The sequence below is a fragment of the Aquipuribacter nitratireducens genome, from assembly GCF_037860835.1.
In the GTDB taxonomy this organism is placed as follows: Bacteria; Actinomycetota; Actinomycetes; order Actinomycetales; family JBBAYJ01; genus Aquipuribacter; species Aquipuribacter nitratireducens.
The window spans coordinates 108,875-134,245 of sequence record NZ_JBBEOG010000005.1 but is presented as its reverse complement, the minus strand read 5'-3'; the positions used below and the strand labels follow the sequence as shown (position 1 = coordinate 134,245).

Genomic DNA, 25,371 nt, shown 5'->3' with positions numbered 1-25,371 from the left:
GGTCACAGGACGGGTTCTGCCCGTCGGGAGCCGCGGGTCCGGCGCGACCGACGGGTCAGGACGGTGACGGCGGCCAGGACCACGACACCGGCCGCCACGGCGTAGACCGCAGTGGGGCCCGCGCCCTGCAGCAGCCGGGTGAGGGCGCCCTGCACGGCGAGGGCACGGTCGACCACCGGATCAGATGTCGTGGTGCCGGCCAGGACCCGCAACTCGAACCAGCCATACCAGGCCACGTAGAGCCCGGCCAGCAGGACCAGCCCGCCGGCCACCCGCGGCAGCACTCGTCCGGCGCGTCGCACCGCGCGGACGACCTGGGCCTGCGCCAGCGCCACCGACAGCGCGAGCACGCCGACGACCGCCCCCATCCCAGCGGCGTAGACGACGAACGACACCACGACGCCGGCGTACCCGCCGACGGACAGCGAGGAGAACACCACCGCCAGGAAGGGTCCGATCGTGCAGGACAGGCTGACGAGGGCGAAGGTGACGCCGTAGCCGACGACGGAGCCGAACCCGCGCCCCGGCGCGCCGCCCAGCCGGCCACCGGCGACCCTCGGTAGCCCCGGCAGCGCGCGACCGGCCATCAGCCACACGCCGACGCCCACCAGGGCGACGCCCATCAGGACCGTCAGGTACGGCAGGACCTGCTGCAGCGCCGAGCTGACGCCGGCGAGGAGTAGGGCGAACGCGGCGAAGACCAGGACGAAGCCGACCGTCATCCCCGCGGTGAAGCGGAGCGCGCGCCCGATGGCCCGGCTGCGGCTGACGGCCCCGTCGTCGTCACCGGTCACCGCGAGGGTCACGTAGGCCGGCAGCAGGGCGAACCCGCAGGGGTTGACCGCCGCCACTGCGCCGGCGGCCAGGGCCAGGGAGAGGGCGGCGACATCGATCCCCATCGCTCAGCCCGCCAGGGAGGCCGTGACGTCGTCGAGCTGCTGTTCCCCGAGGCCGCCGAGCCAGCCGGTTGCCACGCCCTCACGGTCGACGAACACGAACGCCGGCTGGGCGGACACCCCGAGCTGCGCCCAGATGGAGCCGTCGAGGTCGGCGATGTGGCGGATGCCGCCGGTGCCGGTCTCGACGACGAAGGCGTCCATGTCGTCCTGAGGGCCGCGGGACGCCACCCCGAGGAAGGTCACCTCGCCCTCCCAGCGCTTGGCGACCTCCGCGACCGTAGGGGCCTCGGCCCGGCACACGGTGCACCACGGGGCCCAGAACCAGTACACGACAGGCCCGTCGAGCTCGGTGGCGGAGATCGTGTCGCCGTCCAGGGTGGTGCCCTGCACGGTGGTGGCGTCGTAGCGGACCGGTGCGGAGCCGACGAGGGTCCGGCGAAGAGCGGTGGTGGCGGCGGACAGCGGCGGCGGCCCGCCAGCAGGGACCTCGCTCGCAGCGGCACCGTCACCGTCGCGCCCGGCGGCTACGTCGTCTGCAGCACCGTCTCCGCCGCAAGCGGCCACCAACAGCGCCGCCGCGACCAGGAGCGCGGCGCTGCCCGAGCGCCGGCGTCGCGGGCCAGGTGCCCCGCCGGTCCTCACAGCGGCTCCTCGCTGAGGAGCTGCAGGCGCTCGACGTCCAGCACGACGACCTTGCCGCGGCGCAGGGCCACGAGACCGCGGGACTGGAGGTCACCGAGCACCTTCGTCGTGGTCTCTCGCGTCGTCCCCACGAGGTCGGCCAGCTGGGCGTGGGTGAGTCGGACCTCCTGCCCGCGCGGCCCCGTCAGACGCGACGACGAGGGTCCGGCGCCGGCAAGGGTGGCCACCGTCGCGGCGACCCGCTGCGGGGCCGACTTCAGCAGCGCGTCGGCGAGCCGCTGCTCGACCTCGGCCAGCCGACGACCAAGGCCCTCCGTGATCCGGGCCGCGATCCGCGGGTCAGCCAGCAGCAGCGAGCGCACGTCGGCCTCGGTCATCTGGCAGAGCACGACGTCCTCGAACGCCTCCGCGCTGCTGGTGCGCATGTCCTGCCCGAGCAGGCGCATCTGCCCGAACAGCGCGCCGGGCCCGAGCACCGCCAGGGTCATGGTGCGGCCGTCCGCGGTCGAGCGCAGCAGGCGTACCCGGCCCGACTTCACGATGTAGAGGACCTCGCGGCCGTCAATGGGTGACCAGACGAGGCTCCCCCGCTCCAAGACACGCATGGCGGCGCGGGCCGCGATGGACTCCATCTCCTGCTGGTCGAGGTCGCGGAGGATCTCGACCTCGTTCAGGCAGAACACGGGCTGACGCGTGCCGGGTTCTGGGGTCACGCCCTCAACGGTACGAGGCCGCACGCCCACCGAGGCCAGGCTCATGCGTGGGCAGGGCTCCCTGCGCGGCGCCGAGCAAGGGCCACGACGACACCGAGCACGAGGCCAAAGACCAGGTGGCCCAGCAGGCTCTGCCCCGCGGTCGCGTCGACGGTGAGCACCGGCATTCCCATGGCCGCGGGCATGAGCAGCAGCGGACCGAGGGCCCACCACAGCAGGCCGTACGCGGCGCCGAGGCCGAGCCCGGTGGCCAGGCCGTTCACCCGGGGCGCCAGCACCAGGCCGAAGCCGGCCCCGATGGCCGCCGAGATCAGCAGGTGCACGACCCACGCGACGGCGAGGGACTCCGAACCGACGAGCATGCCGACCATTCCCAGCATGCCCATCAGCTGCATCATCAGCCCGAACACGATTCCGCCCGCCAGCCCCCCGACGACACCGATCGGGACGGAGCGGAACGACACGAGCGGACGCGAGCCGGTCGCTGCCGTGGTTGCGGTCATGGCCCTCACCTCTTCCGAGGGCGGCGCTCGCGCCCTCCGCCTGCGAGGCTAGGAACACCGGTGTCGTGCCCTCTGTGTGCTCCTTCACACAAGCGGCCGTCCGACCTGAGGAGAGCCAGGATCATGCCCGAGCGTCGACCCGAGTCCCGCACGACGACCATCGAGGGCACGCCCCTGCGCTGGCTGGAGCAGCCGGCGAGCGAGGACCGCAGCGGCGTGCCGGTCGTGCTGGTGCACGGCATCCCGACCTCGTCCGCACTGTGGCGGCACGTCGTGCCGCTGCTGCCGGGCCTGGGGGTGCTGGTCCCGGAGATGACCGGCTACGGCGACAGCATCCCGGCCGGCGCCGGGCGCGACATCGGCCTGGCCGCGCAGGCCGACCGCCTGCTCGCCTGGCTCGACGGGCGGGGCGTGCGGGAGGCGGTCCTCGTGGGCCACGACCTCGGCGGCGGTGTCGTGCAGATCATGGCCGTCCGGCGTCCCGAGCTGTGCGCCGGCCTGCTCCTCACCAACGCCGTCGGGTACGACTCCTGGCCGGTCCCGTCGGTCAAGGTGCTCGCGGCCGCGCGCGGGCTGGTGGCCCGGCTGCCCGGTCGTGTCGTCACGTCGTCGTTGGCGGGGCTGTTCGTCCGCGGCCACGACAACGCGGCAACGGCGGCGGAGTCCCGGCGGACCCACATGCGTCCCTACCTCGAGCACGGGGCCGGACCGGCCCTCGCCCGGCAGGTGGCCTCGCTCGACGTCCGCGACACCCTGGAGGTCTCGCCCCGGCTCGCGGAGCTGCGTGTGCCGGCTCGCGTGATGTGGGGTGATGCGGACCCCTTCCAGAAGGTCGAGTACGGCGAGCGGTTCGCCGACGACCTCCGGGTGCCGCTGCACCGGATCGAGGGCGGTCGGCACTTCACCCCGGAGGACCATCCAGACGTGCTCGCCGCCCACGTGCTCGACCTGCACCGCGAGGTGGTTCAGCGGCGGCGCTAGGCGTTCTCGCCGTCCTCCGAGGCCCGGGCGGGGCGCCACGTCTGCCCGGCGAACGTGCTGAACAGGCGGGCAGCTGCGATGCGCAGGGCGAGGGAGTACGTCGGGTACGGCGCGACCGTCTGGGCGAGCCGCGCCGCCAGCATCCGGGTGCGCATGGCCAGGGCCGCGGTGTGGGCGAGCTCGCCAGCGTGCGGGCTGACGGCGGTCATCCCGACGACCTCGTCGAGCAGCCGGTGCGGAGCGAGACGACGGGGGCCTGCGACGAGCTTGACGTAGCCGTCGGTGGCCGACTGCGTCCGCGACCGGTCGGTCTCGGCCATCGTCACGACCGCGACCCGGGCCCGGGCGCCGTAGCGCTCGAACGCCTCCGCCTCGGTGAGGCCGACCCGGCCGACCTCCGGGGCCGTAAACGTCACCCACGGCACGACCCGCGGGTCGAAGCGTCCGGGGCCGCCGAGCAGCTCGGGAAGCCGGCTGCTGCGGGCGAAGGCGTTGTGGGCGGCGAGCCGGCCCTGGGCGTCGCCGACGTGGGTGAACTGCAGCGGCGTCGTGCAGTCACCGGCGGCCCACACCCCGGGGGCGCTCGTCCGCAGCTGCTCGTCGGTGACGACGGCCCCGCCCTGACCGGTCTCGATGTCCACCCGGTCCAGGTCCATCCCGGCGGTGGCAGGTCGGCGTCCGACGGCCACGAGCAGGTGGGAGCCGGCGACCTCGCTACCTTCGTCCAGGGTGAGCACGACACCTCCGCCGGGTCCGCGCCTGACCGACGCGACCTGGGACCCGGTTCGGACGTCGACTCCCTGGCGCGTGAGGACGCCCGCCATGACCGCCGCCGCCTGCGGCTCCTCCTTGCCGAGCAGGCGAGGGGCGCCCTCGACCAGCGTGACATTGGTGCCGAGACCGGCGAAGGCCTGGGCGAGCTCGACCCCGATCGCGCCGCCGCCCATGACGAGCAGGTGCTGCGGCTGCTCGGTGAGGCCGAACACCGTCGCGTTGGTGAGGTAGGGGACGTCGGCGAGACCCTCGACCGGCGGGACGGCGGCGTTGGCCCCGGAGGCGATGACGACCCGTGCGGCACGCACCCGCGTGCCGTCGACGTCGACGGTCGTCCCGCGTTCGGACACCTCGACGAAGCGGGCCCAGCCCGTCAGGAGGTCGATGCCCTCCCGACGGAGGAGCTCCGGGCTCTCGTCCTGCTCGATCCGGTCGATGACGTCGTGCACGTGTCGCATGACGGCCGGGAAGTCGACCTTGCCCATCTCACCGACTCCGAGGCGACGGCCCTCGCGGGCGGCAGAGGCCCGGTGGGCGACGTCGAGCAGGGTCTTGCTCGGCACGCACCCGTAGTGGGTGCAGTCACCACCGGGCCGCGCCGCCTCGACCACTACCACCCGGCGCCCGGCCGAACTAGCCGTCCGTGCCGCCGCCAGGCCGGTGGCACCGGCGCCGATGACGAGGAGGTCGCAGTCGCGGGCACTCATGTGTCCTCCGGATCCGTCGCCTGGGCGCTCATGTCGACGCAGGGTTTCATCAGTGTGGGTGAAGTCGTGACCTCAGGCCGCGGGAGCCGCCGGCAGGTCGAGGTCCGTGCGCACCAGGTGGTTGAAGTAGTTCGTAAAGAGGTTGAGCGCCACGTGCGCCGACGTCTCGGTCAGCTCGGCGTCCGTCCAGCCCTGGTCCAGGGCCGCCTGCCAGGTGCTGTCCTGCACGTGACCGACCCGGGCGGTCTGCTCCCGCACGATCGCGAGCAGGGCGGCGAGTTTCGGGTCCTCGACGTCGCCCCGGCGGATGTCGATCGTCTCCTGCTCGGTGAGGCCGGCGGCCTTCCCACCGGCGGTGTGCGCGGCCTGGCAGTACGCGCAGTCGTCGACGTTCGCCACGGCCAGCGCGATGGCCTCGCGTGTGGCGCCGTCGAAGGTGCCGACCTCCGTCATGACCCGCTGGATCGCGGCGTAGGTCTCGAGGACGGCTGGCGAGTGCGCCATCGCGCCGTGGATGTTCATGACCTTGCCGAAGCGGGCCTCGAGCGTCTTGAGGGAGTCCCGGCTGCCCTCGGGAGCGGAGGCGACGGTGTGGACGGGGATGCGGGTCATGGGTTCACCTTTCGTCGAACGGCCGACGGTGTGCCGGCCTCCAGGTGTCCCAACGGATACGGCCGCCCGTTCTGCCGTCTCTGTCACCTGGGTGACAGAGAGGGTCTCCTGCTCACGGCAGGGGGTCACCCCCTGCGAGGTGCCGGAGGCCGTCGAGGTCCAGCAGCTCGGTCCGCCCGTACCGGGCGCGGACGAGGCCGGTCGCGCGCAGCTCCGCGAGCACCCGCGACACCGACGGGCGCCTCACGCCGAGCAGGTGGGCGAGGGTCGTGTGGCTGAGGTGGACGACCGATCGGCCGCCGGGGGCCTGCTCGGCGAAGTCGAGCAGGACGTAGGCCACCTGACCGACCAGGGGCCTGGACGCCATGACGACCAGGCGTCGACGGTCGTCGTCGAGTCGCCGGGCTATCGACGTCATCCAGCGCAGGGCGAGGTCCGGCGAACCCTGCAGCACCTCGGTCCACCGTTCGCGGGTGAGCGTCACGCACTCGGTGTCCCGGCTCGCGACGGCGTCGAACGGCATGGGATGACCCAGGAGCAGGGGGATGTCGCCGACGACCCCGCCGGCGCGGACGAGGGCCGTTGTCGCCCGGCCCTTCTCCAGCCGGGCCCGCAGCTCGATCTCCCCCGAGGCGACCACGTGGACCTGCGTCACCACGCTCCCGGACGCCGCCACCACCGTGCCGACCGGGGCGTGGCGGGTGGTGCCGAAACGTCTCAGGCGCTCAAGCTCCGCCGACCCCAGGAGCCCGAGGCCTCGCGTGGCCGCTCCGGCCCGTCGCCCTGCGGACGACGCTGTCCTCGCGCTCGGCACGTCGACATCGTGCCCCACCGCGCTGGCGCCGGGCGGGACGGCTGTCACGGCGCCGGCGTCGCCTCGCCCACTGCGGCCGCGGTACGCGGGGGACGCGCGGTCGCGGCCCGCCACTGCGACACCCCCAGCAGCGCCACGACCGTGGCGGTGCCCAGCAGGGTCAGCGTCCCGGTCGTCGTCGTCGACTCCGCCGTGAGCAGGACGACGGTCGAGGCCAGTACCCACGCGGCGTCGAGGCCTGCAAGGGTCAGCCCGAGCCCAGCAGGCACGGTTCCGCGCCGGACGACGAGGCCGAGTCCGGCGCCGTAGCCGAGCAGTCCCAGCCCTGTGGCGGCGACGAGGGCCGTCGGTGCGTCCGACAGCTGCGCGGACCACCACGTCGGAGCCAGGAGGAGGACAGCACCGCAGGTCGCGCTGAAGGCACCGTTGAGCCCGACGACCCGTCGCAGTGAGCGCCGGGACGTCGGGCGGACGAGGTCCAACAGGGCGCGCGTGACCCCGCCTCGTCGGGGTCGGCCCGTCTCGACGACCACCTGCAGGTCACGCGCCGTCAGACGGCCTACGCCCCACAAGTAGGCGGCGAACACGGGGGAGAGCGCGCGAGCGGCGCCCGCGAGCTCGAGGTCCGCCGCCATGTCGAACCGGCTGCCTCCGTCAGGGCGGGGGCCGACCCTCCAGGTGTTGGTGGCCGACCGGACGAAGCGGGGCATGCCCGCGCTCGCCCGGTACGAGAGCGACCGGGCCGCCTCGTCGTACGTGATCAGCTCCTCGGTCAGCGCGTCGAAGCCGGGAGCCGCCACTTCGCAGCGGCGGCCGCTGCCGGGCTCGCCGATGTCACCCACCGGCGTCGAGGCCTCGACGGCTCGGGCCCACCGCCCGACGTCGCCGAACTGCGGGCCGACCACCTCCCACACCGCGGCCACGGGGGCGTCGATGTCGATGCCGGTCGAGATCCTCATGCTCATCACCTCTCGGTCGTGGGGCGTGGGTGAAGGGCACCAGCGAAGACGCTCCGGGTCGATTCCCCTCGAGGGAATGGCGACGTGACACGGGGGTGGCTGACCATGAGCGGGTGAGCGCACGCGTGAGCGCACTTCCACTGGTGGAGACCGTGACCCCGTTCGGGGCCGCCCTTCGACGGCGACGACGACTCCGCGGCCTCAGCCAGCTGCAGCTGGCCCTGGCAGCGCGGACCACGTCCCGGCACCTGTCGTTCCTCGAGACCGGCCGCTCGAGGCCGAGTCGCGACATGGTGCAACGGCTGTCGGTCGCGCTCGACCTGCCGCTGCGCGAGACCAACCGGCTGCTCACTGACGCAGGCCTGGCTCCGGCCTACCCGGAGACACGCCTCGACGACCCCGACCTCGGCGCCTTCTCCGACGCGATCGAGCAGATGCTCGCCCGGCACGAGCCGTACCCCGCCTACGTCATCGACCGGCACTGGGACATCGTCAGAGCGAACGCCGCCGCCGACCGGCTCCTGCCGGCCGAGGCTGACCGCAACGTCGTCCGCCTCGTCTACGGCGGGGCCTGGCGGGACGCGATCGACAACTGGGCCGAGGTCGCCGTCGCCGGGCTCGCTCGGCTGACGGCTGAGGCGGCCCGCCACCCCGGAGACGAGGTCCTGGCCGGCCTGGTCGATCTCGCCTCGGACGCCGTCCGCCACCTGTCCCCTCGCCCACGACGCCGGCCGGTCGGGTGCTGTGCCCGCACTTCCGAGTCGGTAACGACGTCGTGCGGACCATCTCCGTGGTCGCCCATTTCGGAGGAGCCGCGGACGTCACGCTCGACGAGCTGCGGGTCGAGCTGATCTTCCCCGCCGACGACGCCGCGCGCCGCCTGCTCGGCACGTAGCGCACCCGCCGACCGTGCCGCAGGCCTCGCTCAGCGGCTGCCGACAGCTCCCCGGCGGCCGGCTGTGCATTGTGGCGCTGCGCTCGGTGAGGTCGGTGGTGACGATCTTGCCGCGTCGTGCGAACGTGCTGGTGACCGCGTCGAGCGCGGCGACCGAGGAGGCGTAACGCACGTGCGTCTGCGACAGGTCGATGACGACGTCGTCGGGGTCGCATGCGTAGTCGAACCGGTAGACGAGGTCGTTGCTGGAGGCGAAGGAGAGCTCACCGTGGACGCTGAACACGACGTGGTTGCCGTCAGGGTCGGTGACGGAGGTGACCTCGGCGAGGTGGGCGACGCGGCGGGCGAACAGGACCATCGCGGTCAGGACGCCGGCGACGACGCCGTAGGCGAGGTTGTGGGTGACGACGGCGACGGCGACGATCATGACGGTGATCTCGCACTTCGGTACCACCGCAGTGGCCGGGGTGACGCTGTGCCCGTCGAAGGTCGACAGGCCGAGGGCTGTCGGTGCGGTGCTGCAGCCACCACAGAAATTGGCTTCTCTGCCTCGACTCGTCATAGGCCGTCCCGTGGGCAACCCAGGCGACCTTCGGCAGGGCCGCGGCAGCGTGACGTGGGCCCCGGCCAGCTCGTGGTGCAGTCTTCGCCATCATCGCGGCTACACCGCCACGCCCGACAAGATCGTTCTCGGGGGCACGCATGGGGCACAGCGTGAAGATCCGAGGCTCGGACCGCACAATCAACTGCCAACGGCCATTGACTGTCGGACGGGGCGAACGGTCCCGCGGACCGTCGGCAAGGGACCCCGTACCCCGACGTACCGAAGAACCCGCAGGTCATGACGTTCGCCCAGGTCAGAGCTGGCATGACTCAGTCAGCGGAGGGCGTGGGATTCGAACCCACGAAACGTCCTGGTTGAGCGTTTAACGGTTTTCAAGAGCGTCTGCGATACCGCCGCTGACCTGCAGCTTTGCGGGCCTCTTACCGCTCGGGGGCACGGGACGGGCACAACCGACCGGATCACGGTCGCCGCTGGTCGGTGACCGCCGGACACAACGTGTACGGGTGGCCGCCGCGACTGCCTTCCCAGGCGTCGAACTCGAGCTTCACTGAGGTCCAGGAGACAGGCGCGAGGGGCGCCCCTGCGTTGAGCGCGGTTGTTGCAGGGCTGCCCGCACCAGGCGCGGCCGGCGAGCATCGGCCAGGCGGAGCGCGCTCATCTCGTCACTGGTGAGCCATGCCAGGGCGTCGTGCTCCTCGACGTCCTGGTTGGCCGCTTCCCCGCGCCACTGGTCCAGCACCCACACATCCATCACGAAGTCGTCGCCGCGCAGCCGAGCGAACGGTTCGCCGGTCACGATGGCCGTGATGCCGAGCTCCTCGGCGAGCTCCTGCTCCAGCGCGCGCTGCGGGGCCTCGCCGGGCTCGACGTGCCCGCCGGGAAGGTCCCAGACGTCGGGGTACCAGCGTCGGGACGGCGAGCGGTGCACCAGCAGCGCCCGGCCGGCTCGGCACAGGACACCGGCGACCACGATGTGCTCGTCCTTGCCACTGTCGGCCACCGTCTCGGACACCCGCCTCACCCTGTCAGGCATGGCGCGCCTGCTTGTGCCGGCCTGCCGCGGACCCATCGCGGAAATGAATGGCACGGTCGCCGACTTCTGGGGACGCTGCCGGGGTGAGTGACACGGAGAGCAACTCCCTCCGCTCGATACCCGGAGACGTGCGGACGCTGCTCACGACGACCGTCGACCTGCTCTCAGAAGGCCTCGGCCCTGCTCTCGCGGGCGTGTACCTGCACGGCTCCCTCGCGGTCGGTGACTTCTGCCAGGGACGCAGCGACGTCGACCTTCTCGCGGTACTGACCCAGCAACCCGATGAGGAGCTGCTCGTCCGCTTGCGGGTCGTCCACGACACTGTGGACGCACGGTTCCCGATGTGGCGGAGCCGCGTGGAGGTCGAGTACGTGGCTCTCGACACGCTGCAACGGCAGGCGACCGACGACGATCTCGCTGCGCCTGGCGTTATCGCGCGGGTCAGCCCGGGCGAGCACCTGCACCTGCTCGCAGCGACCCAGCACCGAGTGCTGGGCTGGTCGTTGGCGCACCGGCACGGCGTCACGCTGACCGGACCGCCGGTGCAGACCGTGATCCCCGCGATCGACGACGAGCAGGCCAGGGACTCGCTGCTGCACCATGTCCGGGACTGGCCGACATGGGTGCGCGGCATGACCACCCCCGGCGGACAGGCCTACGCAGTCCTCAGCGTGTGCCGCGCCGCAGTCGCACTAGATGCCGGGGACCAGGTCTCAAAGAAGGTCGCGGCAACGATCATCGCTGAGGCCGTGCCCGCGCACAGGGACGTGGTGCTGTGGGCGCGGGACTGGTGGTACCAGGGCGGGAGCGACGACGAGCCGCCACGAACAGCCGCGGTCCGCAGATTCGTCGACGAGACGAGCACTCAGCTCCTCCACTGACCGGTGCCGGTACGCCGTCCAGTCCCCCGTTGCCGGCGACGTCTGCGACGGCGGCCGGCCCCACGCGCGCGAGTTCGCGAAGAAGGCGTTCCGCAGAGCCATCCTCAGGCGGCGAAACTTAGGAGCCAGTCCGGGAAGTCGCCGGCGTCCCTCACGGCCTCCAGCCGTGCAGTGCCATTGGCTGCCGGGCGTCGATGGATCGGAGAGCCGCAGCAACGTAGTCGACGACATCCCAGGGAAGCTGGTGGCGGTCGACCCAGATCAGCTCTTCGCACTTGTGCGGCTCTGCGATCGTCGGAACCCCTCTCCAGCGTTCGACCAGGAAGAACAGATCGACGTACTCCCTGTCTCCTGCTCCTTCGGGCGCGCGGTGCATGGTCAACGCCAACTTGCACGAGGCCGGATCCGCCACGATGTCGAGCTCCTCCCTCAGTTCGCGAATCATCCCCGAAACGGCGTCCTCGCCACCGTCGAGGTGCCCTGCGGGAAGAGACAGTTGGCCATCGCGATAGCCGCTGCCCGCCCGGCGCATCAACAGCAGCCGCCCGCCGTCAACGAGCACCCCGTACACGGCCACGGCCACGGCAGAGCGCTGCGACGACACGAGAGAAACGTAGGCGAAGCGGGCCAGGGGTATAGGGGCGCAGTGACCCGTGCGCCGCGAGTTCCGGACCCCGCGCGAAAATCGCCGACCGATGGCACCTCCGCCCCCGCTTTCCCACCGGGAGGTGTCGTCCAGCGTCGGCGTGCCGGCGACCGATCGGGCAAAGGGACGGCGACCTCAGAAGCCACGTCCTCCGAAGCCAGGGGAAAGGATGGGCCTCATGGACACGAGCAGCGATACCAGGGTGCGCGCTGCCGGGCCCGGCGACGTCGAGGCCTTGGTCGAGCTCCGCGCGTTGATGTTCGCGGCGATGGATGTGCCTGGCGTGGACGATCCGCAGTGGAGGATCGAGGCGCTCCAGTGGTTCGGTACTCGCGTGTCCTCGGACGACGTCCACGTCCAGGTCGTCGACGTCGATGGCGCTGTCGTGGCCATGGCGATGGGGTGCCTCAGAGATTCCGCGCCGAGTCCCACATCACCGAGCGGTGGCGACGTCCTGGTCAGCAACGTCGTGGTCCGCCCGGAGCACCGGCGCAGGGGGCACGCTCGCCGGGTGCTGCGCGGCGTGCTCTCGTGGGCGGCTGACCGGGGCATTGCCCGCGTCGAGCTCGTGGCGACCGGACAGGGGCGCTCGTTGTACGAGGCGCTGGGCTTCCGGGAGTCACGCTTCCCGCTCATGCGTCTGCACCCGCGAGCCGAGCAAGTGATCGTGGGACGTGTGTCCCCCGCGGAGCATCGGCTGCCGAGACAGCCGACCTAGTCTCGACGTCTGGACGTGCCGACCTTCAAGCCGGCGCACCGCCAGGACGGCCACCGCGTCCGCCACGACTGGGGCCTGACCGGCGCCCGCGCCATCGCCCTCGACGTCGACATCGCAGTAGTGGTCGACGTCCTGTCCTTCACCACCACGCTCAGCGTGGCCACCGACGCCGGCGTCCACGTTCTGCCCTACCGGTGGGACGACCATGACGCCGACCCAGACGCCGAGCAGTTCGCCGCCGAGCACAGGGCAGTTCTCGCTGTCGGTCGCCGCGTCGCTCAGCCCGGACAGGTCAGCCTGTCCCCGGCGACGGTCCACGCTGCAGACCCGTCGCCGGCGCGGTTGGTGCTGCCGTCCCCGAACGGCTCGACCATCGCCCACCACCTCGCGGGCGTCGCGGACGTGGTCGTGGGTGCCTGCCTGCGCAACGCCACCGCCGTCGCCGAGTGGGTCGACCAGCATTACGACCACCGCAGCGCGAGGGTGGCGGTCATCTCCGCCGGAGAGCGCTGGCCCGACGGGTCGCTGCGTCCCGCCGTAGAGGACCTGTGGGGAGCAGGCGCCATGCTGCGAGCTCTAGCCGATCGCGAATGGCACGACCTGTCCCCAGAGGCGAATCTGGCGGCAGCGGCTAGTCAGGCGGTGGCCCCCGACCTTGCTGCCCAGCTCACTGCATGTGCCAGTGGACGAGAACTCCACCATGGCGGCTTCGGCGCCGATGTCGACATCGCCGCCGAGGTCGATCACAGCACCTCTGTGCCCGTCCTCCGAGGACATGCCTTCGTACCCGCCTGAAGTCGACTCAGGACGGACACGGTCCGGTTCCTCCCACTCGTCAAATTGTCATGAGTGCCGCCTGCCAGACCTATTGAGCACCCTGTAGACAACGGGCTCTTCCGACTTGAGGTGGGGCGGGCTGCCATATCCAACAGGCCGTCATGCCAGAAGTGGAGTGGACAGAGACGTCACCGTTCAGACTCGGCGACTAGGTCATCGATGCCATAGGCGCCAACACGCAACAGGTCGTCAATCACGTCCAATAGCGCAGCCCGTTTATCTGACTTTCTCGTCTGAGCCAAACCGCGGATTACAAGCTGCCCAACCTCGGGCGCATCACCGGCGGCACTTGTGCTGATGTCAGCCGCCTCGGCACCCAAGGCTTGGATGAAGCGCTGGGCGGTCAGTAGGATCAGGGGGTCGACCTTGTCCGGTGCTCGCTCTAAGGTGATCAGTAGCTGCGGAAGCGCTTCGCGGAACGTCGGTGAATTGATCAGTTCTACCAGGAGTCCGTAGAAGGGACTGAGAGCCAGACCCCGCAGCTCACCGGCTACGCCGGCCACCTCGCGGCGCACCGTATCGTTGTCATCCCCGAACAGGGCGACCAGAGTCGCGCTCGCGATCTCGACGTCTGAGGCATGTCCCACCTGCTGCACCATCGCCCCAGCGACACCCTTCCGGACTTCGGCCATCTCCGAACCAAGGGCTGTTTCCAGCGGCTCCCGCATTTCCCATTTCATTGCGGCGTAGGCTGCAACTTCGCCGCCTGTCTCCCGAGCGGCGGCCACGTCGGACGCCAGCATGCGATCGATGACAGGGCGTACGGCCTCTGGGTCCTCGGCACCGATGTAAGCGATACAGCGCACGACGAACCGTGAGGCAAGTAGCGAATCATCTGACCCGATCAGGGCCCAGAAGGCAGTAATTGCCTCTTCGCGGGCGTGCCGCATCGCCATCGCCAACAGATGAGCCACACAGGTGCGCACGGGTATGGACGGGTCCTGAGCGAAGCGCTCAAGGGCCGGAACGACGACCGCTGTTCGCTGCCCGTCGACGTCGTAGCAGAGCAAATTGCCGAGCGTGATTGCCAGGCTGCCGCGCGCCGTGTTGATGCCAGATCCCTCAATGTCAGCGACCCTCTCGTCAGTCTCGGCGTCCTGAGACCAAATCCGGATGCCGTCGTCCTCTGGGTCCCGCGTGCTCAGCGCCCGGGCACAGACAAGTTCAACCACGTCGAGTGGTACATCCGCTAGGTAAGGGCGCAGAGCCGACTGCAGCCATCGATCGACATTTGCGCTCTGGAAGCCGGCTAGATGCCGTATCGCCGGCAGCGCCACGTCGATATCCGCTGGCTCAGGTGCTGCACCAAGGCCCCTGAGAACTGCGGCAGCGTAAGCAGGATTGAGCTGGGGAGTAAGCTGCAAGGCGAGTCGCGCAAAGCGCTCCGGCTCCTGTCTCACTTCCTCCTCTAGGACCCGAGAGAGCTCCTCGGCCCCACCAGTCATAACACGGTAGTCACGTTCCTCGCCTATGTACTTCCCCATAGCCTTGAGCCAGTTGGCATCATCCATCTGGCGTGCCGATTCCGCCATAATTGGGGATTCGACGACACCTCCGGTGATGCCTAAGGAATCTTGGGGAGGCTGATCCATGCCGTACTTTCGGCGAAGCTCGGCAAGGCGACCCTGGCCCTGTTCCGACAAGCGGCCCTCGTCAAGTGCTGACAGCAAATAGAATGCCGGATAACCAAAGGGCAGATTTTCCCAAGGGAAGCGGATTGTCCTCAGCTTATCCTCGAGGCGCTGAAAGTTCAGATTGGACACGCACGGAGTGATGGCCTGCAACAACTTGCGCGTCATGGATAGCGGCTCGCGGGCATCACCGCACATCAGGCGTCGATCGTCCGCCAGCAGCAGTTCTGCTCCCCAGTCGGCGAAGATATGACCACCCGCTGCCAGGGCGTTGTAGAGGAGCCACTGCGCCGAGTCGTGCTGGTCGGCAGCTAGGACGTCCAGCGTCGGACGTAAGGCTTCCCCTTCGGTCGCCACCACGCTAGCTAACGCCGCCGCCATACCGTCCAACAGCAGATCGTCAAGATCGCTATTCGCCCGCGACTCCGGATAGCGGAACGAGAACTGCTTATCACGCCGGGCCGAGAGGGGAGGGCTGTCATAGGACGTTTCCGCCATCACCCGTAGCAGATACGGCAGAAGGCCATCGACGAACGCTTGCGGAGCCTTGGCGGCCGCTGCGCGGGCCAGTTCAGCCGCGGAGTGTTCGCGGTTTTTCAAGGCTGCCACTTCGCCACGGGCATCTGGGGCAAGTGCACCCGGCCGGTCAACGAGATAAGCCACCAATACCTCGACGGCCCACTCGGGCCGTCGATCACCCAAGCGATGTACGGCGAGCCACATCTCCTGCTCAAAGCCGTCATATAGGCCGGAACGCACCGCGTCCAAGTACGTGTCGAAGAGGCCGCGGTGCTGCTCGAGCTGCGCGAAGCGCATCGCCCACCGCACCCAGCCGCCATATGCTGGTGTCTGACGATGCTCCGCAAGGTGGGCGGCAACTCGATCGGGGACATCGGCGATCGCCCCGGGCATCAAGTTCAGAACACGGCGTTGCTGCTCATCGTCGCCATCCAGCCAGCGGCCTATGTACCCCTCGTCATCCAGACGTCCGAACCACGCCCGCGTTCGGAGGCGTGTCCATAGACGGGTCGCTAGAGCGGCGTCACCGTCCGCTACCAGGACGACGAGCTCCGCCTCCGCTGTGGTTGGGTCAGGAAGCACACTCAGGACACCGACGGCTGCATCTTTGATATGGAAGCGGACAGCATCCGACTCCAACAAACCCCGCACCTCATCGACGTAACGGTCTGGATCGAGCGCTCGCAGGTGAGCCATGATTTGACGTACCTGTCCCCGGACGAAGAGTTCTTGCTCGCCAGCTGCCAGAAACTGAACAAGCGTCTCGCCACTACTGACCCACTGACGTGCGAACGCATAGTCAAAGATTGACTCGTGGAAGAAGGCGACCTGCCGTCCATCGCGCACCAGCAAATGCTCTGACACGAGCACCATGGCGTCATCAAGCAAATCATCCACATCAAGGACGCTGATCGGCACGGCCAGCGCTTGTCGTTCGCTGATTGCGCGAGCTATGCGGCTAGCCACCTGATTAAAGCGAACAGACTCGCGCTTTTGACGAACAGCGCGCAGTTTGTATTCCCAATACTCATCAAAGAGTCGCTGGCTGTTGGCGAAGTCAAGCGCTGCCGGCTCATCGGCGATGGTCGCCAGTAGAGACAAATGGAGCGGCAAGCGCAGGATGTCCAACTGCTGGTCGGTGAGCGCGGCTGCTGACAGGCCTAAGCCCCCTACGACTTCGGTCACCTGGTCCACGCTTAGAAGTGCAACCGACTGGACGCCAGCCTTCACCCGGTCGCGGAGGGTCCTGATCCGATGGTCGTTGTCGACATCAAAGTGACGGCAGCCCAGCACCACCCGCATGTCTGGGATGGCCATCGCTTCGGACACGAGGTCGGCTATGACGTCAAAGTTCTCGGGAAGTCGGCCGGATGCCAGGCTGACGGCATCCAGCTGATCAAGGACGAGCATCGACGGCCGGCCATCAGAAGCCGCAGCCAGCGCCACCACCGGCGATACGTCGAGCTCCAACTGCTGCCCTAGATCGTTTGTGCTGTCCAAGCGATCGAACCGGTCCAGGCGAAGAACCAGGGTTGGCACGTCATCGGCTACTAGCTGCTCGACTGCCTGATGGAGGACCGCCGTCTTGCCGCCGCCAGCTGCACCCACCAAGAAGTGCACTGCCTCGTCCGAGCTGGTCAAGAGGTCACGCAGCGCCCCAGCCTCAGCTCGCGGAATGACCGGCTGCATCATCTGCCGCTCGACCCGTCTAAGCCAAGTTGCGGTGGCTACCCGCACCCGCTCCGCCAAGCCCTGCCGGCTGGCAAGCAGTCGGCGCTGTATCCCATAAGGCCGGAGCTTTTCAAGCAGCCGATCAGCCGTTAGCTGGACGTCAATATTGTCATCGATAATCTCTCCGAGAGCAGCTCTGGCCTGTAAGCCGGTCCCGCCCTCAAGCAGTAGTTCAGCAATGACAGTGTTGTTGTGGCGCAGCTCGGCCTCGTCAACGAGCCGCACGAAGAAGCGGCGCAAGACGCCATAAGCGCTCTCCACGCCACCGTAGAGTTCGCCCAGTTCAGTGAGTAGGTCGTTAAGGTCATTCGGCAAGCCGCCCAGGACGAACGAGGAATAGTCGTTTGAGTTTCGCGCGCGATCAGCCAACTCCTGTAGCGGCCGGAAGGGCACCGTCGAGACGAAGTGATAATTACGACCGGCGCCGGCGTTCCGCTTTGCGGTCTCGAACACCTTCAACTTCTTCAGGCCAGCAACAGTCCACTCGTTGGCGTTGCCAACCTGACGCTTGACCTGGTGCGACTCATCCGACGTGACCTTATGAAGGACGAACTCGGCGCCCCGTCCCAGATCACCGAGCGGTTCCAAGCGGATCCACTCGGCATGGCCGCCGAGGATCCCCAACAGTCGCGCGACCGTCCAGGAACCTTCATAGCGATTGCCGATCTTATCGGCCTCACCTCCTGGTCGCGGCGACATAACTTAAGCGGCTCCTTCAATGTATTGGAACGAGAACTCTTGCCATTCATCCATCGTATCATGCTGAATATCGCCAATCGCCGCGAAGGAGGCGCGGGGTCATGCCTCTGTCGAGATTGCAGTAGCTCCAGGCGATCTTCGCTTGATGCCGTGCTTGTCAAGGATTTTCGGCTCTTCCGACCTGAGGTGGGTCACGGCAGTCGGGGGTCGGTGAGCCCGCCGCCGATGACGAGCATGCGGAGCCGACTCTCGACGTCTCGACAACCGCCACGTCACAGGCAACGGCCCCGGCAGCGACACGGGGGCGACCGCACCGGGCACGGGCCGACCGGCCGCGGCGGAACCAGGGTCCTCCGGTCCACGCGGCTCGTCCGTCATGTGCTGATGGTGCCGTGCGGTCGACCCGACGCACCCGGCTTCCGTCGCACACCACCGGATCGACCGAGCCACAGTCGGGCCCTGCTCCCCCGACTGGAACCGTCAGCGGGAGCAGGCCGCTACGGGCGCCTCCGCCATAAGGGGCGGCGCAGCACGAGGGAAGCGGAGAGACCGGCGGGTAGGTCCCGCAGCGCCTGGCGCACGCGGTCGGCCTGTTCGTCGCGCAACCGAAGGCGCAGGGAGTCGACGCCTCCAAATGAGGCGAGCAGGTCGGTGAAGGTGGTCTCGAGGCGTAGGTCTTTGGAGTACGGCGCCACCTTCAGGAGCGCTCGCCACTGCGCGTGGTCGCCGGGGTCGATGGTGACCGACTGGAACGGGTTGCGGTCGTAGGTGGCGAGCAGGACAGGCCGTGTGCACTGGTGCAGCTCGAGGGCGGCGGCTCTGGCGTGCGATGGGAGTGGCGCGTCGCGGGCGAAGAGGTCGGCCACGACGCGTTCGGCGTCGCCGCGCAGGGCGGTCAGCACGGCGGCGAAAACGAGCCTTGCCCCCTCCGCGCCAGCCACGCCAGCCGTGTCAGTCGTGTCGGACGGGTCGAGCCGGCCCTGCACGGCGCTGTTCACGCGGTACCTGCGTCGCCGGCGGCTCACGAGCAGCGGTCCCGCCAGCGGGCGGCGCCGTGGGACGACATGCTTCGGGGTGACGCGCTCTGGGGCGACGTGCTCTGGGGCGAGAGGCACCGGGAGAAGTGCGTCACCGCGGACCCGCGGGTCCGCCGGCTGCGGTTGCGGGTCTGGCCGGGCTGGGGCGGCCCTTGGGGTCGGGCCCGTACTGGTTGGGTCCGGCCCAGCTGTCGAAGGCGCACAACACCAGCACGACGAGCACCCCGAAGGGGAGCAGGTTGAGCAGCAGCCACCACGCGGAGAACGACCTGTCGTGGAGGCGTCGGACGGTGACGGCCAGCGTCGGCAGCAGGAGGGCCGCCCAGGCGACGCCCGTGATGACGACGCTGTCGCCAGTGGGGTCAAGCCGGAGCTCGACGGCGATGGCGGTGAGGTAGACGGCGGAGGCGAAGAGCGTCCACCACCAGAACTCCGAGCGCCTCGCCCGACCGGACCACATGAACGTCTTTCGCAGCACCGTCCGCACCGCCTCGACGGGACCCAGCCGACCACCCACCACCTGAGCAGGGCCGCCCGACGGGGCGGACGCGGTCGGTGACGTGTGGCTCACACCGACGAGTGTCCCCTGCGAGAGACCTGCAGGGCCGCTCCTTCACCTTCTCTTGGTAGCGAGTGCGCCGGTGCTAGTCGAGCCACGGGTAGCCGTCGGCGTCGGAGCCTGTGGACAGCCGTTGCTGACGCCTTGACCGCGCACCTTTCCTGGTGGATCGTCTGACTGGCGGAGGGCGTGGGATTCGAACCCACGGAACAGGAATGGTTACCTGTTCAACGGCTTTCAAGAGCGTCTGCTACACCGCTTCTCACCTGCCGATTCGTCGCTCTGCTGTTGCGCGGGGGCACGGGACGGGCACAAACAACCGGAGGGCGGCCGCCGATGGTCGGTGACCGGGGGACACGGTGGCGCCTCAGTCAAGCTGCTCAGTGGCTCGACTCGCCGAGACGGCTCCACCCTTGCGCATTTTCGTCATACGCTGATGCTCGTGGTGAGCGACGTGAGCGATGTGAGCGACGAACAGGTCCAGCAGTGGGCGGACGAGGCCGAAGCTGGCTACGACGTCGCAGAGGTGAAACGGCGCGGACGCGGCCGCCCCGGTCGGGGCGCAGAACCGATGCAGGTCGTCGCCGTCCGCCTGACCGCTGAAGAGCTGGCCGCGGTCGACGCCGTCGCCGCCCGCGATGACATCTCGCGATCGGAGGCGATCCGCCGGGCCTTGGCCGCCTTCGCGGCGTGAAGGTCCACGACATTGCGCTCGAGCACGGGGTAGCTCCTCCTGACGCTGTCCAGGCGGCCGACTGGCCGCTGTGGGTGGAGCCGCTCGAGGACGCCGACTGGCCCCACCGGGAGCTGCGCATCGGGTTCGACACGCAGGCGCGGCTCCTCGAGACCGTCGTGCTGCTCTTCAAGGGCGGCGACGAATTGGTCATCCACGACATGCCGGCCCGCAAGCAGTACTCGGAGCTTCTGCCCTAGACCCGACGGCAGCGCGCCGACTGCGCTCCATCGAGCGTGCGTCACCGGACGTCCAGCGGGTGGCGCTGGCCGGGGTGCCCTGTCAGCCGCCCCTGAGTCACTGCTCCAGATCGACGGAGGGGGCTTGTCGTGGCCCGTGCAGTGCAGCTCATCCGCTCGAGCGAGCTGTCGAGCGTGGCGCGGACCGCCTGGCGCTTCACGCGGTCGGTCCGGTGTACTCCGCGTCGGTGTCGCCGTCATACAGGCGGGCAGTGAAGGTGTTCATCCGTGCCGCGGCCGATGCGTGCCGGGCCAGCAGGCCCACCACGGTCGGGGGCACGTCGTGTGGCAGGTCCCCGTCCGCGCACCTGTGCACGTACGCGTTGCGTGCGTCGAGGTCGGGGCCGGGTCCGGTCGGTGGGGGCAGGCCGCAGACGCTGCTGACCAGCCAGTTGACCAGGCGCATCGCGGCGTAGTCGGCGTCGTGCTCCCGGTTGCGGATCACGAATGCCCGTTCGGCCGGTGTGAGGTCGAAGGCCGTGGAGGTGGCAAGCCCGAAGTCGACGAGGTGAACCCGGTCGTCGTGAACCCGCATGTTGGCGAAGTGCCCGTCCATGTGCAGCAGCTCCCGGCCGCGCAGAAACGCGACCATCTCGAACAGCTGCCGCTCCAGCTGCTCCGCCCGAGCGAGCGGGTCGGCGAGCCAGTCGTCCATCGTGCCCGGCAGGTACTCGGAGAACAGCACGAGACTCGCGGTCGCCCGGTGCAGCGCCTCCAGACGCGCGCGCACCCCGGGCGCACCGTCGAACTGCACGACGACCGCTTCGACGTCGCGGTGCTCGGCCGCGACCGGTAGACGCCCGGGGAGCACCCGCCAGTGGTGCAGCAGGGCGAAGTGATCCGTCTCGCCCGCCAGGACGCCTGCGGTGACGGTGAGGTTCGCAGCGAGCTCCCGCCAGCCGCTGACGCCGGGGCCTGCGAGGCGGTGCATGCCGTACTGGCAGGCGGTCGGCACGTCGAACAGGTTCGCCGTGCTCCGCGGGGCCGCCAGCTCCCGGTCGGTGAGCGGTACCCGCTTGACGAACACCGGCAGCCCGCCGACGCGCACCACCGAGGACCCGCCACCGACACCCACGGCACCGGTCGCGGTGTCGCCCACCAGGGCCGACAGCGCGGCGTCGTTCAGCGCCGCCAGTGAGGCGGCGACGGCCTCGTGACGACGCAGCCGCTGCGACGTCACCGCAGCACCGTCCCAGGCAGGTCGGCAGGGGCGGCACAGCGAGGTAACACCGTCACAGGCTCGCACCCGGCATGGCCAGGTCGACTACCCCCTGCAGCCGGTGCTCCTCGGGCGCGCGCAGTGGCGGCAGCACGAGGGTGGTGATGCCGAGGTCGGCGGCCGCACCGTCGTGGGTGCCGCGGTCACCGACCATCAACACCTACTCGACGCTACGGCCAGCAGCTGGTGCCACGGCGGGGCGTCCCCGTTCGCAGCGACATCGGGGACGCGGGCCCGGGCAGCAGCCGGGGTTAGGGTCGGGGACATGAGCGGCGGGAGCTCGTCCCGTTGCACGGGCCCTGGACGAGCCGCACCCCCGCCGTCGGCGCTGCGGGCGTGGGACGTGTCCCATCCGGTGCGGCTGACCGGGGGCCAGGGTCTGAGCTTTGCGGCCGGAGGTCTCGTGCTCAAGCCGGCCGGCGACCCGGCGTTGGCAACCTGGCTAGCCGAGGTGCTCGACACGGTGTCCGCGGAGGACGTCCGGATAATCCGACCGGTGCGGTCACGGTCCGGGAGCTGGGTCGTCGACGGCTGGTCGGCGTGGCACTGGCTGGACGGTGAGCACCGCTCGGACGCGTGGCAGGACGTCCTGGAGGTGTCTGCCCGCTTCCACCGGGCCGTGGCCGGTGTCTCTTGGTCGCCGGCGCTGGTGGCGTCGCACCGGTGGGCGGTCGCCGACAGGGTCGCCTGGGGTGAGACCCCTGGCGAGCTCCCGGAGTCCGTCATACCGCTGCTCGCCCTTCGGCGTCCGGTGGACCTGCCCTGCCAGCTCATCCACGGCGACCTCGGCGGCAACGTCCTCTTCTGCGACGGCCTACCGCCCGCCGTCATCGACATGAGCCCGTACTGGCGCCCGGCCGGCTACGCCGACGCGATCATCGTCGCCGATGCTGTCGCCTGGTCCGGCGCTGGCGCGGACCTCGTCGAGCACCTCCTGCGCCAGCAAGGGGAACAGCTCCTGCTCAGGGCCGTCCTCTTCCGGGTAGCCACCGACCCCCACTTCGCCCCCGCCTACGAGCCCCTCGTACCCCTGATCGCGACGTGAGCGGCAGCGGTCATGCCGTCCGGATCGCTCACCTGTCAGCGGGCAGCCGGTAGACCGAGACGTGGGACGGGGACTCGGCGGTGAAGGGAGCACCGGTCCAGTCGGCATGACGGGACTCCAGCTCGAAGCCGGCGAGCTGGGCCATGAGGTCGAGCTCGGCGGGCCAGATGTAGCGGTGGGGACTGCGGAACAGCCGGGCGTCGCGCCCGTCGCCATCTGCGGGGCTGTAGGTGACGTGGTGGGAGACGACGCGCTGATGCAGCACGTCGTAGGTGTCGATGAGCAGGTAGCCGGGCTCGACCGTCCCGACCGTCGCTGCCCGCCCGGGTGGGAGGGCGCGCAACTCGGGCACCCACAGCTCGATGACGAACCTGCCGCCGGCATCGAGGTGGCTCGCGGCGTTGCGAAAGCACGCGACCTGCTCGGCTTGGGTGAGCAGGTTGGAGATCGTGTTGAACACCAGGTACACGAGGGTGAACGTCCCTGGCGCGCGGGCGGTGGCCATGTCGCCGACGACGACGGGGATGGTCTGCTCGTCGACCTTGGTGCGCAGCTGCTCGAGCATCGGGCGGGACAACTCGATCCCGGTGACGGGGACGCCGGCTTCGGCGAGCGGGACGGCCACGCGCCCGGTGCCGATGGCGAACTCCAGAGCGCGGCCGCCCGCGGCGAGCTCGGTGAGGCGAGCGACCGTCGGCTTCAGCACCGCATCGGCGAACATGCCGGTGCCGGGGGTGTCGTAGGACTGGGCCGCCTCCGAGTCCCACAGGTCGTCTTGGCGCACGCACGGGACTCTGCCGAGGGCCCCGCCGCCCGTCCACCGGTGAACAAAACCCTTTGCGAGACACCGGGGGACGAGGGGTTCCCAGGGTGAGCGTCGATGGGTCAGCTGTCGTCGGCCACCAGCTCGATCTCGTAGCCGTCGGTGTCGCTGAGGTAGGCGGCGTAGTGCTGGGGTCCTCCGGCGTAGGGGTGGCGCTCGGGGAACAGCAACGTCCAGCCGTGAGCCGGGGCGGCGACGACGAGGGCGTCCACGTGCTCGCGGGTGCCGGCGTGGAAGGCGAGGTGGTTCAGGCCCGCCCTGGTGCGTTCGTGCCCGCCCGGCAGCAGGGCGGGTGACTGCTCCAGGACGATGTACGTCGGAGGCAGCCGCCAGCTCCGGCCACCCGCCCACTGCTGAAACGGCTCATAGCCGAGCTCGCTGAGCAGCCATCCCCAGCTGCGGGTGGCCCGGTCGATGTCCGGGACCCACAACTCGATGTGGTGCAGCCGACCGCAAGACGCACCGCGGGGGCGATGCGAGGGGCGCGCCTGCGGTGAGGGCGACGATTGTTGCAGGGCTGCCCGCACCAGCTCAGGCAGGCGCGCATCGGCGAGGCGGAGCGCTGTCATCTCATCAGCGGTGAGCCATGCCAGCGCGTCGTGCTCCTCGACGTCCTGGTTGGCCGCTTCCCCGCGCCACTGGTCCAGCACCCACACATCCATCACGAAGTCGTCGCCGCGCAGCCGGGCGAAGGGTTCACCGGCGACGGAGGCCGTGATGCCGAGCTCTTCGGTGAGCTCCCGCTCCAGCGCGCGCTGCGGATCCTCCCCAGGCTCGACGTGCCCGCCGGGAAGGTCCCACACGTCGGGGTACCAGCCCCGCGACGGCGAGCGGTGCACCAGCAGCGCCCGCCCGGCGCGGCACAGGACAGCGGCGACCACGATGTGCTCGTCACTGCCACAGCGGACACCGCCTCGAACACCCGCCTCGGACACCGTCTCACCCTGTCAGGCGGGAGCATGCTCGTGCCGGCCCCGCCGCGGGACGCAGCTCAATCCACTGGCAAGGTCACTGGCTCCTCGAGACGCTGCCGGGGTGACTGACGTGGAAAGCAGCCCCTTGCGCTCGATACCCGGCGAGGTCCAGACGCTGCTCGAAACGACCGTCGAGCTGCTGGACGAAGGCCTCGGTCCTGCGCTGGCGGGCGTGTACCTGCACCGCCGTCTGGCGGCCGGTGACTTCTGCCTGGGACGCAGCGACGTCGACCTCCTCGCGGTACTGACCCAGCAACCCGACGAGGAGCTGCTCGTCCGCCTGAGGGTCGTCCACGACCAGGTAGACGCACGATTCCCGATGTGGCGTGGTCGCGTGGAAGTCGAGTATGTGGCCCTCGACACGGTGCGACGGCTGACGACCGGCGACGCCCTGGCGGAGCCTGGCGTCATCGCGCGCGTGAGCCCGGGCGAGCACCTGCACCTGCTCGCCGCGACCCCGCACCGAGTGCTGGGCTGGTCGTTGGCGCGCCGGCACGGCGTCACGCTGACCGGACCGCCGGTGCAGACGCTCATCCCCGCGATCGACGACGAGCTGGTGCGGGACGCGCTGCTGCACCATGTCAGGGACTGGCCGACATGGGTGCGCGACACGACCACCCCCGGCGGGCAGGCGTACGCGGTCCTCAGCATGTGCCGCGCCGCAGTCGCGCTGGAGACCGGCGAGCAGGTGTCCAAGAAGGCCGCGGCAACCATCGTCGCTGACGCAGTGCCCGCGCACCGGGACGTGGTGCTGTGGGCGCGGGACTGGTGGTACGACGGCGGGAACGAGGACCAGCCGTCAGAAGCAGCGACCATCCGCAGGTTCGTCGACGAGACGAGCGCTCGGCTCCTCCAATGACGGGAGGCGGCACGCGCTGCAGTCCCCCGTCGCAGGCTCTGTCAGCCGTCGCGGCCGGCCACCAATGAGTAGTCGTCGGACGGACGTCCCGCGAAGCACCGGCTGCCGAGACGGCCGACCTACC

At 69.8% G+C, this 25,371-nt stretch carries 27 protein-coding genes; 9 read left to right on the top strand and 18 right to left on the bottom strand.

Going from position 1 to position 25,371, the window contains the following annotated elements; genetic code table 11:
- Window positions 1-2: 2 nt before the first annotated feature.
- The 4 genes from WAB14_RS11270 to WAB14_RS11255 form a co-directional block, all read right to left on the bottom strand.
- The gene (locus tag WAB14_RS11270; RefSeq protein ID WP_340269848.1) at window positions 3-899 is read right to left on the bottom strand and encodes a cytochrome c biogenesis CcdA family protein; all 897 of its coding nucleotides are present in this window, start codon (window positions 897-899) and stop codon (window positions 3-5) included.
- Window positions 900-902: 3 nt separating this feature from the next.
- Window positions 903-1,289: a redoxin domain-containing protein gene (locus tag WAB14_RS11265; protein ID WP_340269846.1), complete on the bottom strand. Its 387-nt coding sequence runs from the start codon at window positions 1,287-1,289 to the stop codon at window positions 903-905.
- Window positions 1,290-1,537: 248 nt separating this feature from the next.
- A complete protein-coding gene (locus WAB14_RS11260; RefSeq protein WP_340269844.1) occupies window positions 1,538-2,254 on the bottom strand; it encodes a Crp/Fnr family transcriptional regulator in 717 nt (238 codons plus the stop codon).
- A gap of 41 nt (window positions 2,255-2,295) precedes the next feature.
- Entirely contained in the window at window positions 2,296-2,757 is a 462-nt protein-coding gene (locus WAB14_RS11255) for a hypothetical protein (protein ID WP_340269842.1), read from the bottom strand.
- Window positions 2,758-2,880: 123 nt separating this feature from the next.
- Here WAB14_RS11255 and WAB14_RS11250 point away from each other — a divergent pair, with 123 nt between their 5' ends.
- Complete coding sequence (locus WAB14_RS11250; RefSeq protein ID WP_340269840.1) at window positions 2,881-3,738, top strand: alpha/beta fold hydrolase; 858 nt, start codon at window positions 2,881-2,883, stop codon at window positions 3,736-3,738.
- On the opposite strand, the gene WAB14_RS11245 is transcribed toward WAB14_RS11250, so the two are convergent.
- The 4 genes from WAB14_RS11245 to WAB14_RS11230 form a co-directional block, all read right to left on the bottom strand.
- A complete protein-coding gene (locus tag WAB14_RS11245) occupies window positions 3,735-5,219 on the bottom strand; it encodes a dihydrolipoyl dehydrogenase family protein (RefSeq protein ID WP_340269839.1) in 1,485 nt (494 codons plus the stop codon). The genes WAB14_RS11250 and WAB14_RS11245 overlap by 4 nt on opposite strands.
- 72 nt (window positions 5,220-5,291) lie before the next feature.
- A complete protein-coding gene (locus tag WAB14_RS11240; protein WP_340269838.1) occupies window positions 5,292-5,831 on the bottom strand; it encodes a carboxymuconolactone decarboxylase family protein in 540 nt (179 codons plus the stop codon).
- Between the two features lie 112 nt (window positions 5,832-5,943).
- Window positions 5,944-6,645 carry a Crp/Fnr family transcriptional regulator gene (locus tag WAB14_RS11235; protein ID WP_340269837.1) on the bottom strand — a complete coding sequence of 234 codons (702 nt, stop codon included), beginning with the start codon at window positions 6,643-6,645 and terminating at the stop codon, window positions 5,944-5,946.
- 44 nt (window positions 6,646-6,689) lie between these two features.
- A complete protein-coding gene (locus tag WAB14_RS11230; protein ID WP_340269835.1) occupies window positions 6,690-7,604 on the bottom strand; it encodes an SRPBCC family protein in 915 nt (304 codons plus the stop codon).
- A gap of 113 nt (window positions 7,605-7,717) precedes the next feature.
- Here WAB14_RS11230 and WAB14_RS11225 point away from each other — a divergent pair, with 113 nt between their 5' ends.
- Window positions 7,718-8,455, top strand: a complete 738-nt coding sequence (locus tag WAB14_RS11225) for a helix-turn-helix domain-containing protein (protein WP_340269834.1) — start codon at window positions 7,718-7,720, stop codon at window positions 8,453-8,455.
- On the opposite strand, the gene WAB14_RS11220 is transcribed toward WAB14_RS11225, so the two are convergent.
- Window positions 8,426-8,926: a SulP family inorganic anion transporter gene (locus WAB14_RS11220; RefSeq protein ID WP_340269832.1), complete on the bottom strand. Its 501-nt coding sequence runs from the start codon at window positions 8,924-8,926 to the stop codon at window positions 8,426-8,428. The two genes, WAB14_RS11225 and WAB14_RS11220, sit on opposite strands and share 30 nt — an antisense overlap.
- A 682-nt stretch (window positions 8,927-9,608) precedes the next feature.
- Window positions 9,609-10,076 (bottom strand): NUDIX domain-containing protein, encoded by a 468-nt coding sequence (locus WAB14_RS11215; protein WP_340269831.1) that lies wholly within the window; start codon window positions 10,074-10,076, stop codon window positions 9,609-9,611.
- Between the two features lie 104 nt (window positions 10,077-10,180).
- Between WAB14_RS11215 and WAB14_RS11210 the strand changes: the two genes are divergently transcribed.
- The gene (locus tag WAB14_RS11210) at window positions 10,181-10,978 is read left to right on the top strand and encodes an aminoglycoside adenylyltransferase domain-containing protein (RefSeq protein ID WP_340269830.1); all 798 of its coding nucleotides are present in this window, start codon (window positions 10,181-10,183) and stop codon (window positions 10,976-10,978) included.
- A gap of 151 nt (window positions 10,979-11,129) precedes the next feature.
- Here the strand turns inward: WAB14_RS11210 and WAB14_RS11205 are convergent, their stop codons facing one another.
- Window positions 11,130-11,582, bottom strand: a complete 453-nt coding sequence (locus WAB14_RS11205) for an NUDIX hydrolase (RefSeq protein WP_340269828.1) — start codon at window positions 11,580-11,582, stop codon at window positions 11,130-11,132.
- Between the two features lie 220 nt (window positions 11,583-11,802).
- Between WAB14_RS11205 and WAB14_RS11200 the strand changes: the two genes are divergently transcribed.
- Both WAB14_RS11200 and WAB14_RS11195 read left to right on the top strand, forming a co-directional pair.
- The gene (locus WAB14_RS11200; RefSeq protein ID WP_340269827.1) at window positions 11,803-12,342 is read left to right on the top strand and encodes a GNAT family N-acetyltransferase; all 540 of its coding nucleotides are present in this window, start codon (window positions 11,803-11,805) and stop codon (window positions 12,340-12,342) included.
- Between the two features lie 15 nt (window positions 12,343-12,357).
- On the top strand, window positions 12,358-13,137 hold the full coding sequence (locus WAB14_RS11195) for a 2-phosphosulfolactate phosphatase (protein ID WP_340269825.1): 780 nt from the start codon (window positions 12,358-12,360) through the stop codon (window positions 13,135-13,137).
- A gap of 170 nt (window positions 13,138-13,307) precedes the next feature.
- Here WAB14_RS11195 and WAB14_RS11190 read toward each other — a convergent pair whose 3' ends face one another.
- The 3 genes from WAB14_RS11190 to WAB14_RS11180 form a co-directional block, all read right to left on the bottom strand.
- A complete protein-coding gene (locus WAB14_RS11190) occupies window positions 13,308-17,648 on the bottom strand; it encodes a hypothetical protein (protein ID WP_340269823.1) in 4,341 nt (1,446 codons plus the stop codon).
- A 608-nt stretch (window positions 17,649-18,256) separates the two neighbouring features.
- Complete coding sequence (locus WAB14_RS11185) at window positions 18,257-18,757, bottom strand: hypothetical protein (RefSeq protein WP_340269821.1); 501 nt, start codon at window positions 18,755-18,757, stop codon at window positions 18,257-18,259.
- A 130-nt stretch (window positions 18,758-18,887) separates the two neighbouring features.
- On the bottom strand, window positions 18,888-19,367 hold the full coding sequence (locus WAB14_RS11180) for a DUF805 domain-containing protein (protein ID WP_340269820.1): 480 nt from the start codon (window positions 19,365-19,367) through the stop codon (window positions 18,888-18,890).
- A gap of 430 nt (window positions 19,368-19,797) precedes the next feature.
- Here WAB14_RS11180 and WAB14_RS11175 point away from each other — a divergent pair, with 430 nt between their 5' ends.
- Both WAB14_RS11175 and WAB14_RS11170 read left to right on the top strand, forming a co-directional pair.
- Complete coding sequence (locus WAB14_RS11175) at window positions 19,798-20,049, top strand: ribbon-helix-helix protein, CopG family (protein WP_340269819.1); 252 nt, start codon at window positions 19,798-19,800, stop codon at window positions 20,047-20,049.
- Window positions 20,050-20,123: 74 nt separating this feature from the next.
- Entirely contained in the window at window positions 20,124-20,288 is a 165-nt protein-coding gene (locus WAB14_RS11170; protein ID WP_340269818.1) for a toxin-antitoxin system toxin subunit, read from the top strand.
- A 196-nt stretch (window positions 20,289-20,484) separates the two neighbouring features.
- On the opposite strand, the gene WAB14_RS11165 is transcribed toward WAB14_RS11170, so the two are convergent.
- Together WAB14_RS11165 and WAB14_RS11160 are read right to left on the bottom strand one after the other, a co-directional pair.
- Window positions 20,485-21,507 (bottom strand): BUD32 family EKC/KEOPS complex subunit, encoded by a 1,023-nt coding sequence (locus WAB14_RS11165; RefSeq protein WP_340269817.1) that lies wholly within the window; start codon window positions 21,505-21,507, stop codon window positions 20,485-20,487.
- 52 nt (window positions 21,508-21,559) lie between these two features.
- A complete protein-coding gene (locus WAB14_RS11160; protein WP_340269815.1) occupies window positions 21,560-21,700 on the bottom strand; it encodes a hypothetical protein in 141 nt (46 codons plus the stop codon).
- A gap of 111 nt (window positions 21,701-21,811) precedes the next feature.
- Between WAB14_RS11160 and WAB14_RS11155 the strand changes: the two genes are divergently transcribed.
- The gene (locus WAB14_RS11155; protein ID WP_340269813.1) at window positions 21,812-22,591 is read left to right on the top strand and encodes a phosphotransferase; all 780 of its coding nucleotides are present in this window, start codon (window positions 21,812-21,814) and stop codon (window positions 22,589-22,591) included.
- A gap of 28 nt (window positions 22,592-22,619) precedes the next feature.
- On the opposite strand, the gene WAB14_RS11150 is transcribed toward WAB14_RS11155, so the two are convergent.
- Complete coding sequence (locus WAB14_RS11150; protein ID WP_340269811.1) at window positions 22,620-23,375, bottom strand: class I SAM-dependent methyltransferase; 756 nt, start codon at window positions 23,373-23,375, stop codon at window positions 22,620-22,622.
- Window positions 23,376-23,476: 101 nt separating this feature from the next.
- The gene (locus WAB14_RS11145) at window positions 23,477-24,295 is read right to left on the bottom strand and encodes an NUDIX domain-containing protein (RefSeq protein WP_340269809.1); all 819 of its coding nucleotides are present in this window, start codon (window positions 24,293-24,295) and stop codon (window positions 23,477-23,479) included.
- Window positions 24,296-24,458: 163 nt separating this feature from the next.
- On the opposite strand from WAB14_RS11145, the gene WAB14_RS11140 reads away from it, so the two are divergent.
- Entirely contained in the window at window positions 24,459-25,247 is a 789-nt protein-coding gene (locus WAB14_RS11140; RefSeq protein ID WP_340269807.1) for an aminoglycoside adenylyltransferase domain-containing protein, read from the top strand.
- Window positions 25,248-25,371 lie beyond the last annotated feature (124 nt).

Coding starts and splice junctions, on each gene's coding strand:
- WAB14_RS11230 (WP_340269835.1), bottom strand. CDS start 7,604: ATGAGGATCTCGACCGGCATCGACATCGACGCCCCCGTGGCCGCGGTG.
- WAB14_RS11160 (WP_340269815.1), bottom strand. CDS start 21,700: ATGGTCGGTGACCGCGGCACCCACGACGGTGCGGCCGCCGACCTCGGC.
- WAB14_RS11220 (WP_340269832.1), bottom strand. CDS start 8,926: ATGATCGTCGCCGTCGCCGTCGTCACCCACAACCTCGCCTACGGCGTC.
- WAB14_RS11245 (WP_340269839.1), bottom strand. CDS start 5,219: ATGAGTGCCCGCGACTGCGACCTCCTCGTCATCGGCGCCGGTGCCACC.
- WAB14_RS11200 (WP_340269827.1), top strand. CDS start 11,803: ATGGACACGAGCAGCGATACCAGGGTGCGCGCTGCCGGGCCCGGCGAC.
- WAB14_RS11255 (WP_340269842.1), bottom strand. CDS start 2,757: ATGACCGCAACCACGGCAGCGACCGGCTCGCGTCCGCTCGTGTCGTTC.
- WAB14_RS11240 (WP_340269838.1), bottom strand. CDS start 5,831: ATGACCCGCATCCCCGTCCACACCGTCGCCTCCGCTCCCGAGGGCAGC.
- WAB14_RS11270 (WP_340269848.1), bottom strand. CDS start 899: ATGGGGATCGATGTCGCCGCCCTCTCCCTGGCCCTGGCCGCCGGCGCA.
- WAB14_RS11155 (WP_340269813.1), top strand. CDS start 21,812: ATGAGCGGCGGGAGCTCGTCCCGTTGCACGGGCCCTGGACGAGCCGCA.
- WAB14_RS11250 (WP_340269840.1), top strand. CDS start 2,881: ATGCCCGAGCGTCGACCCGAGTCCCGCACGACGACCATCGAGGGCACG.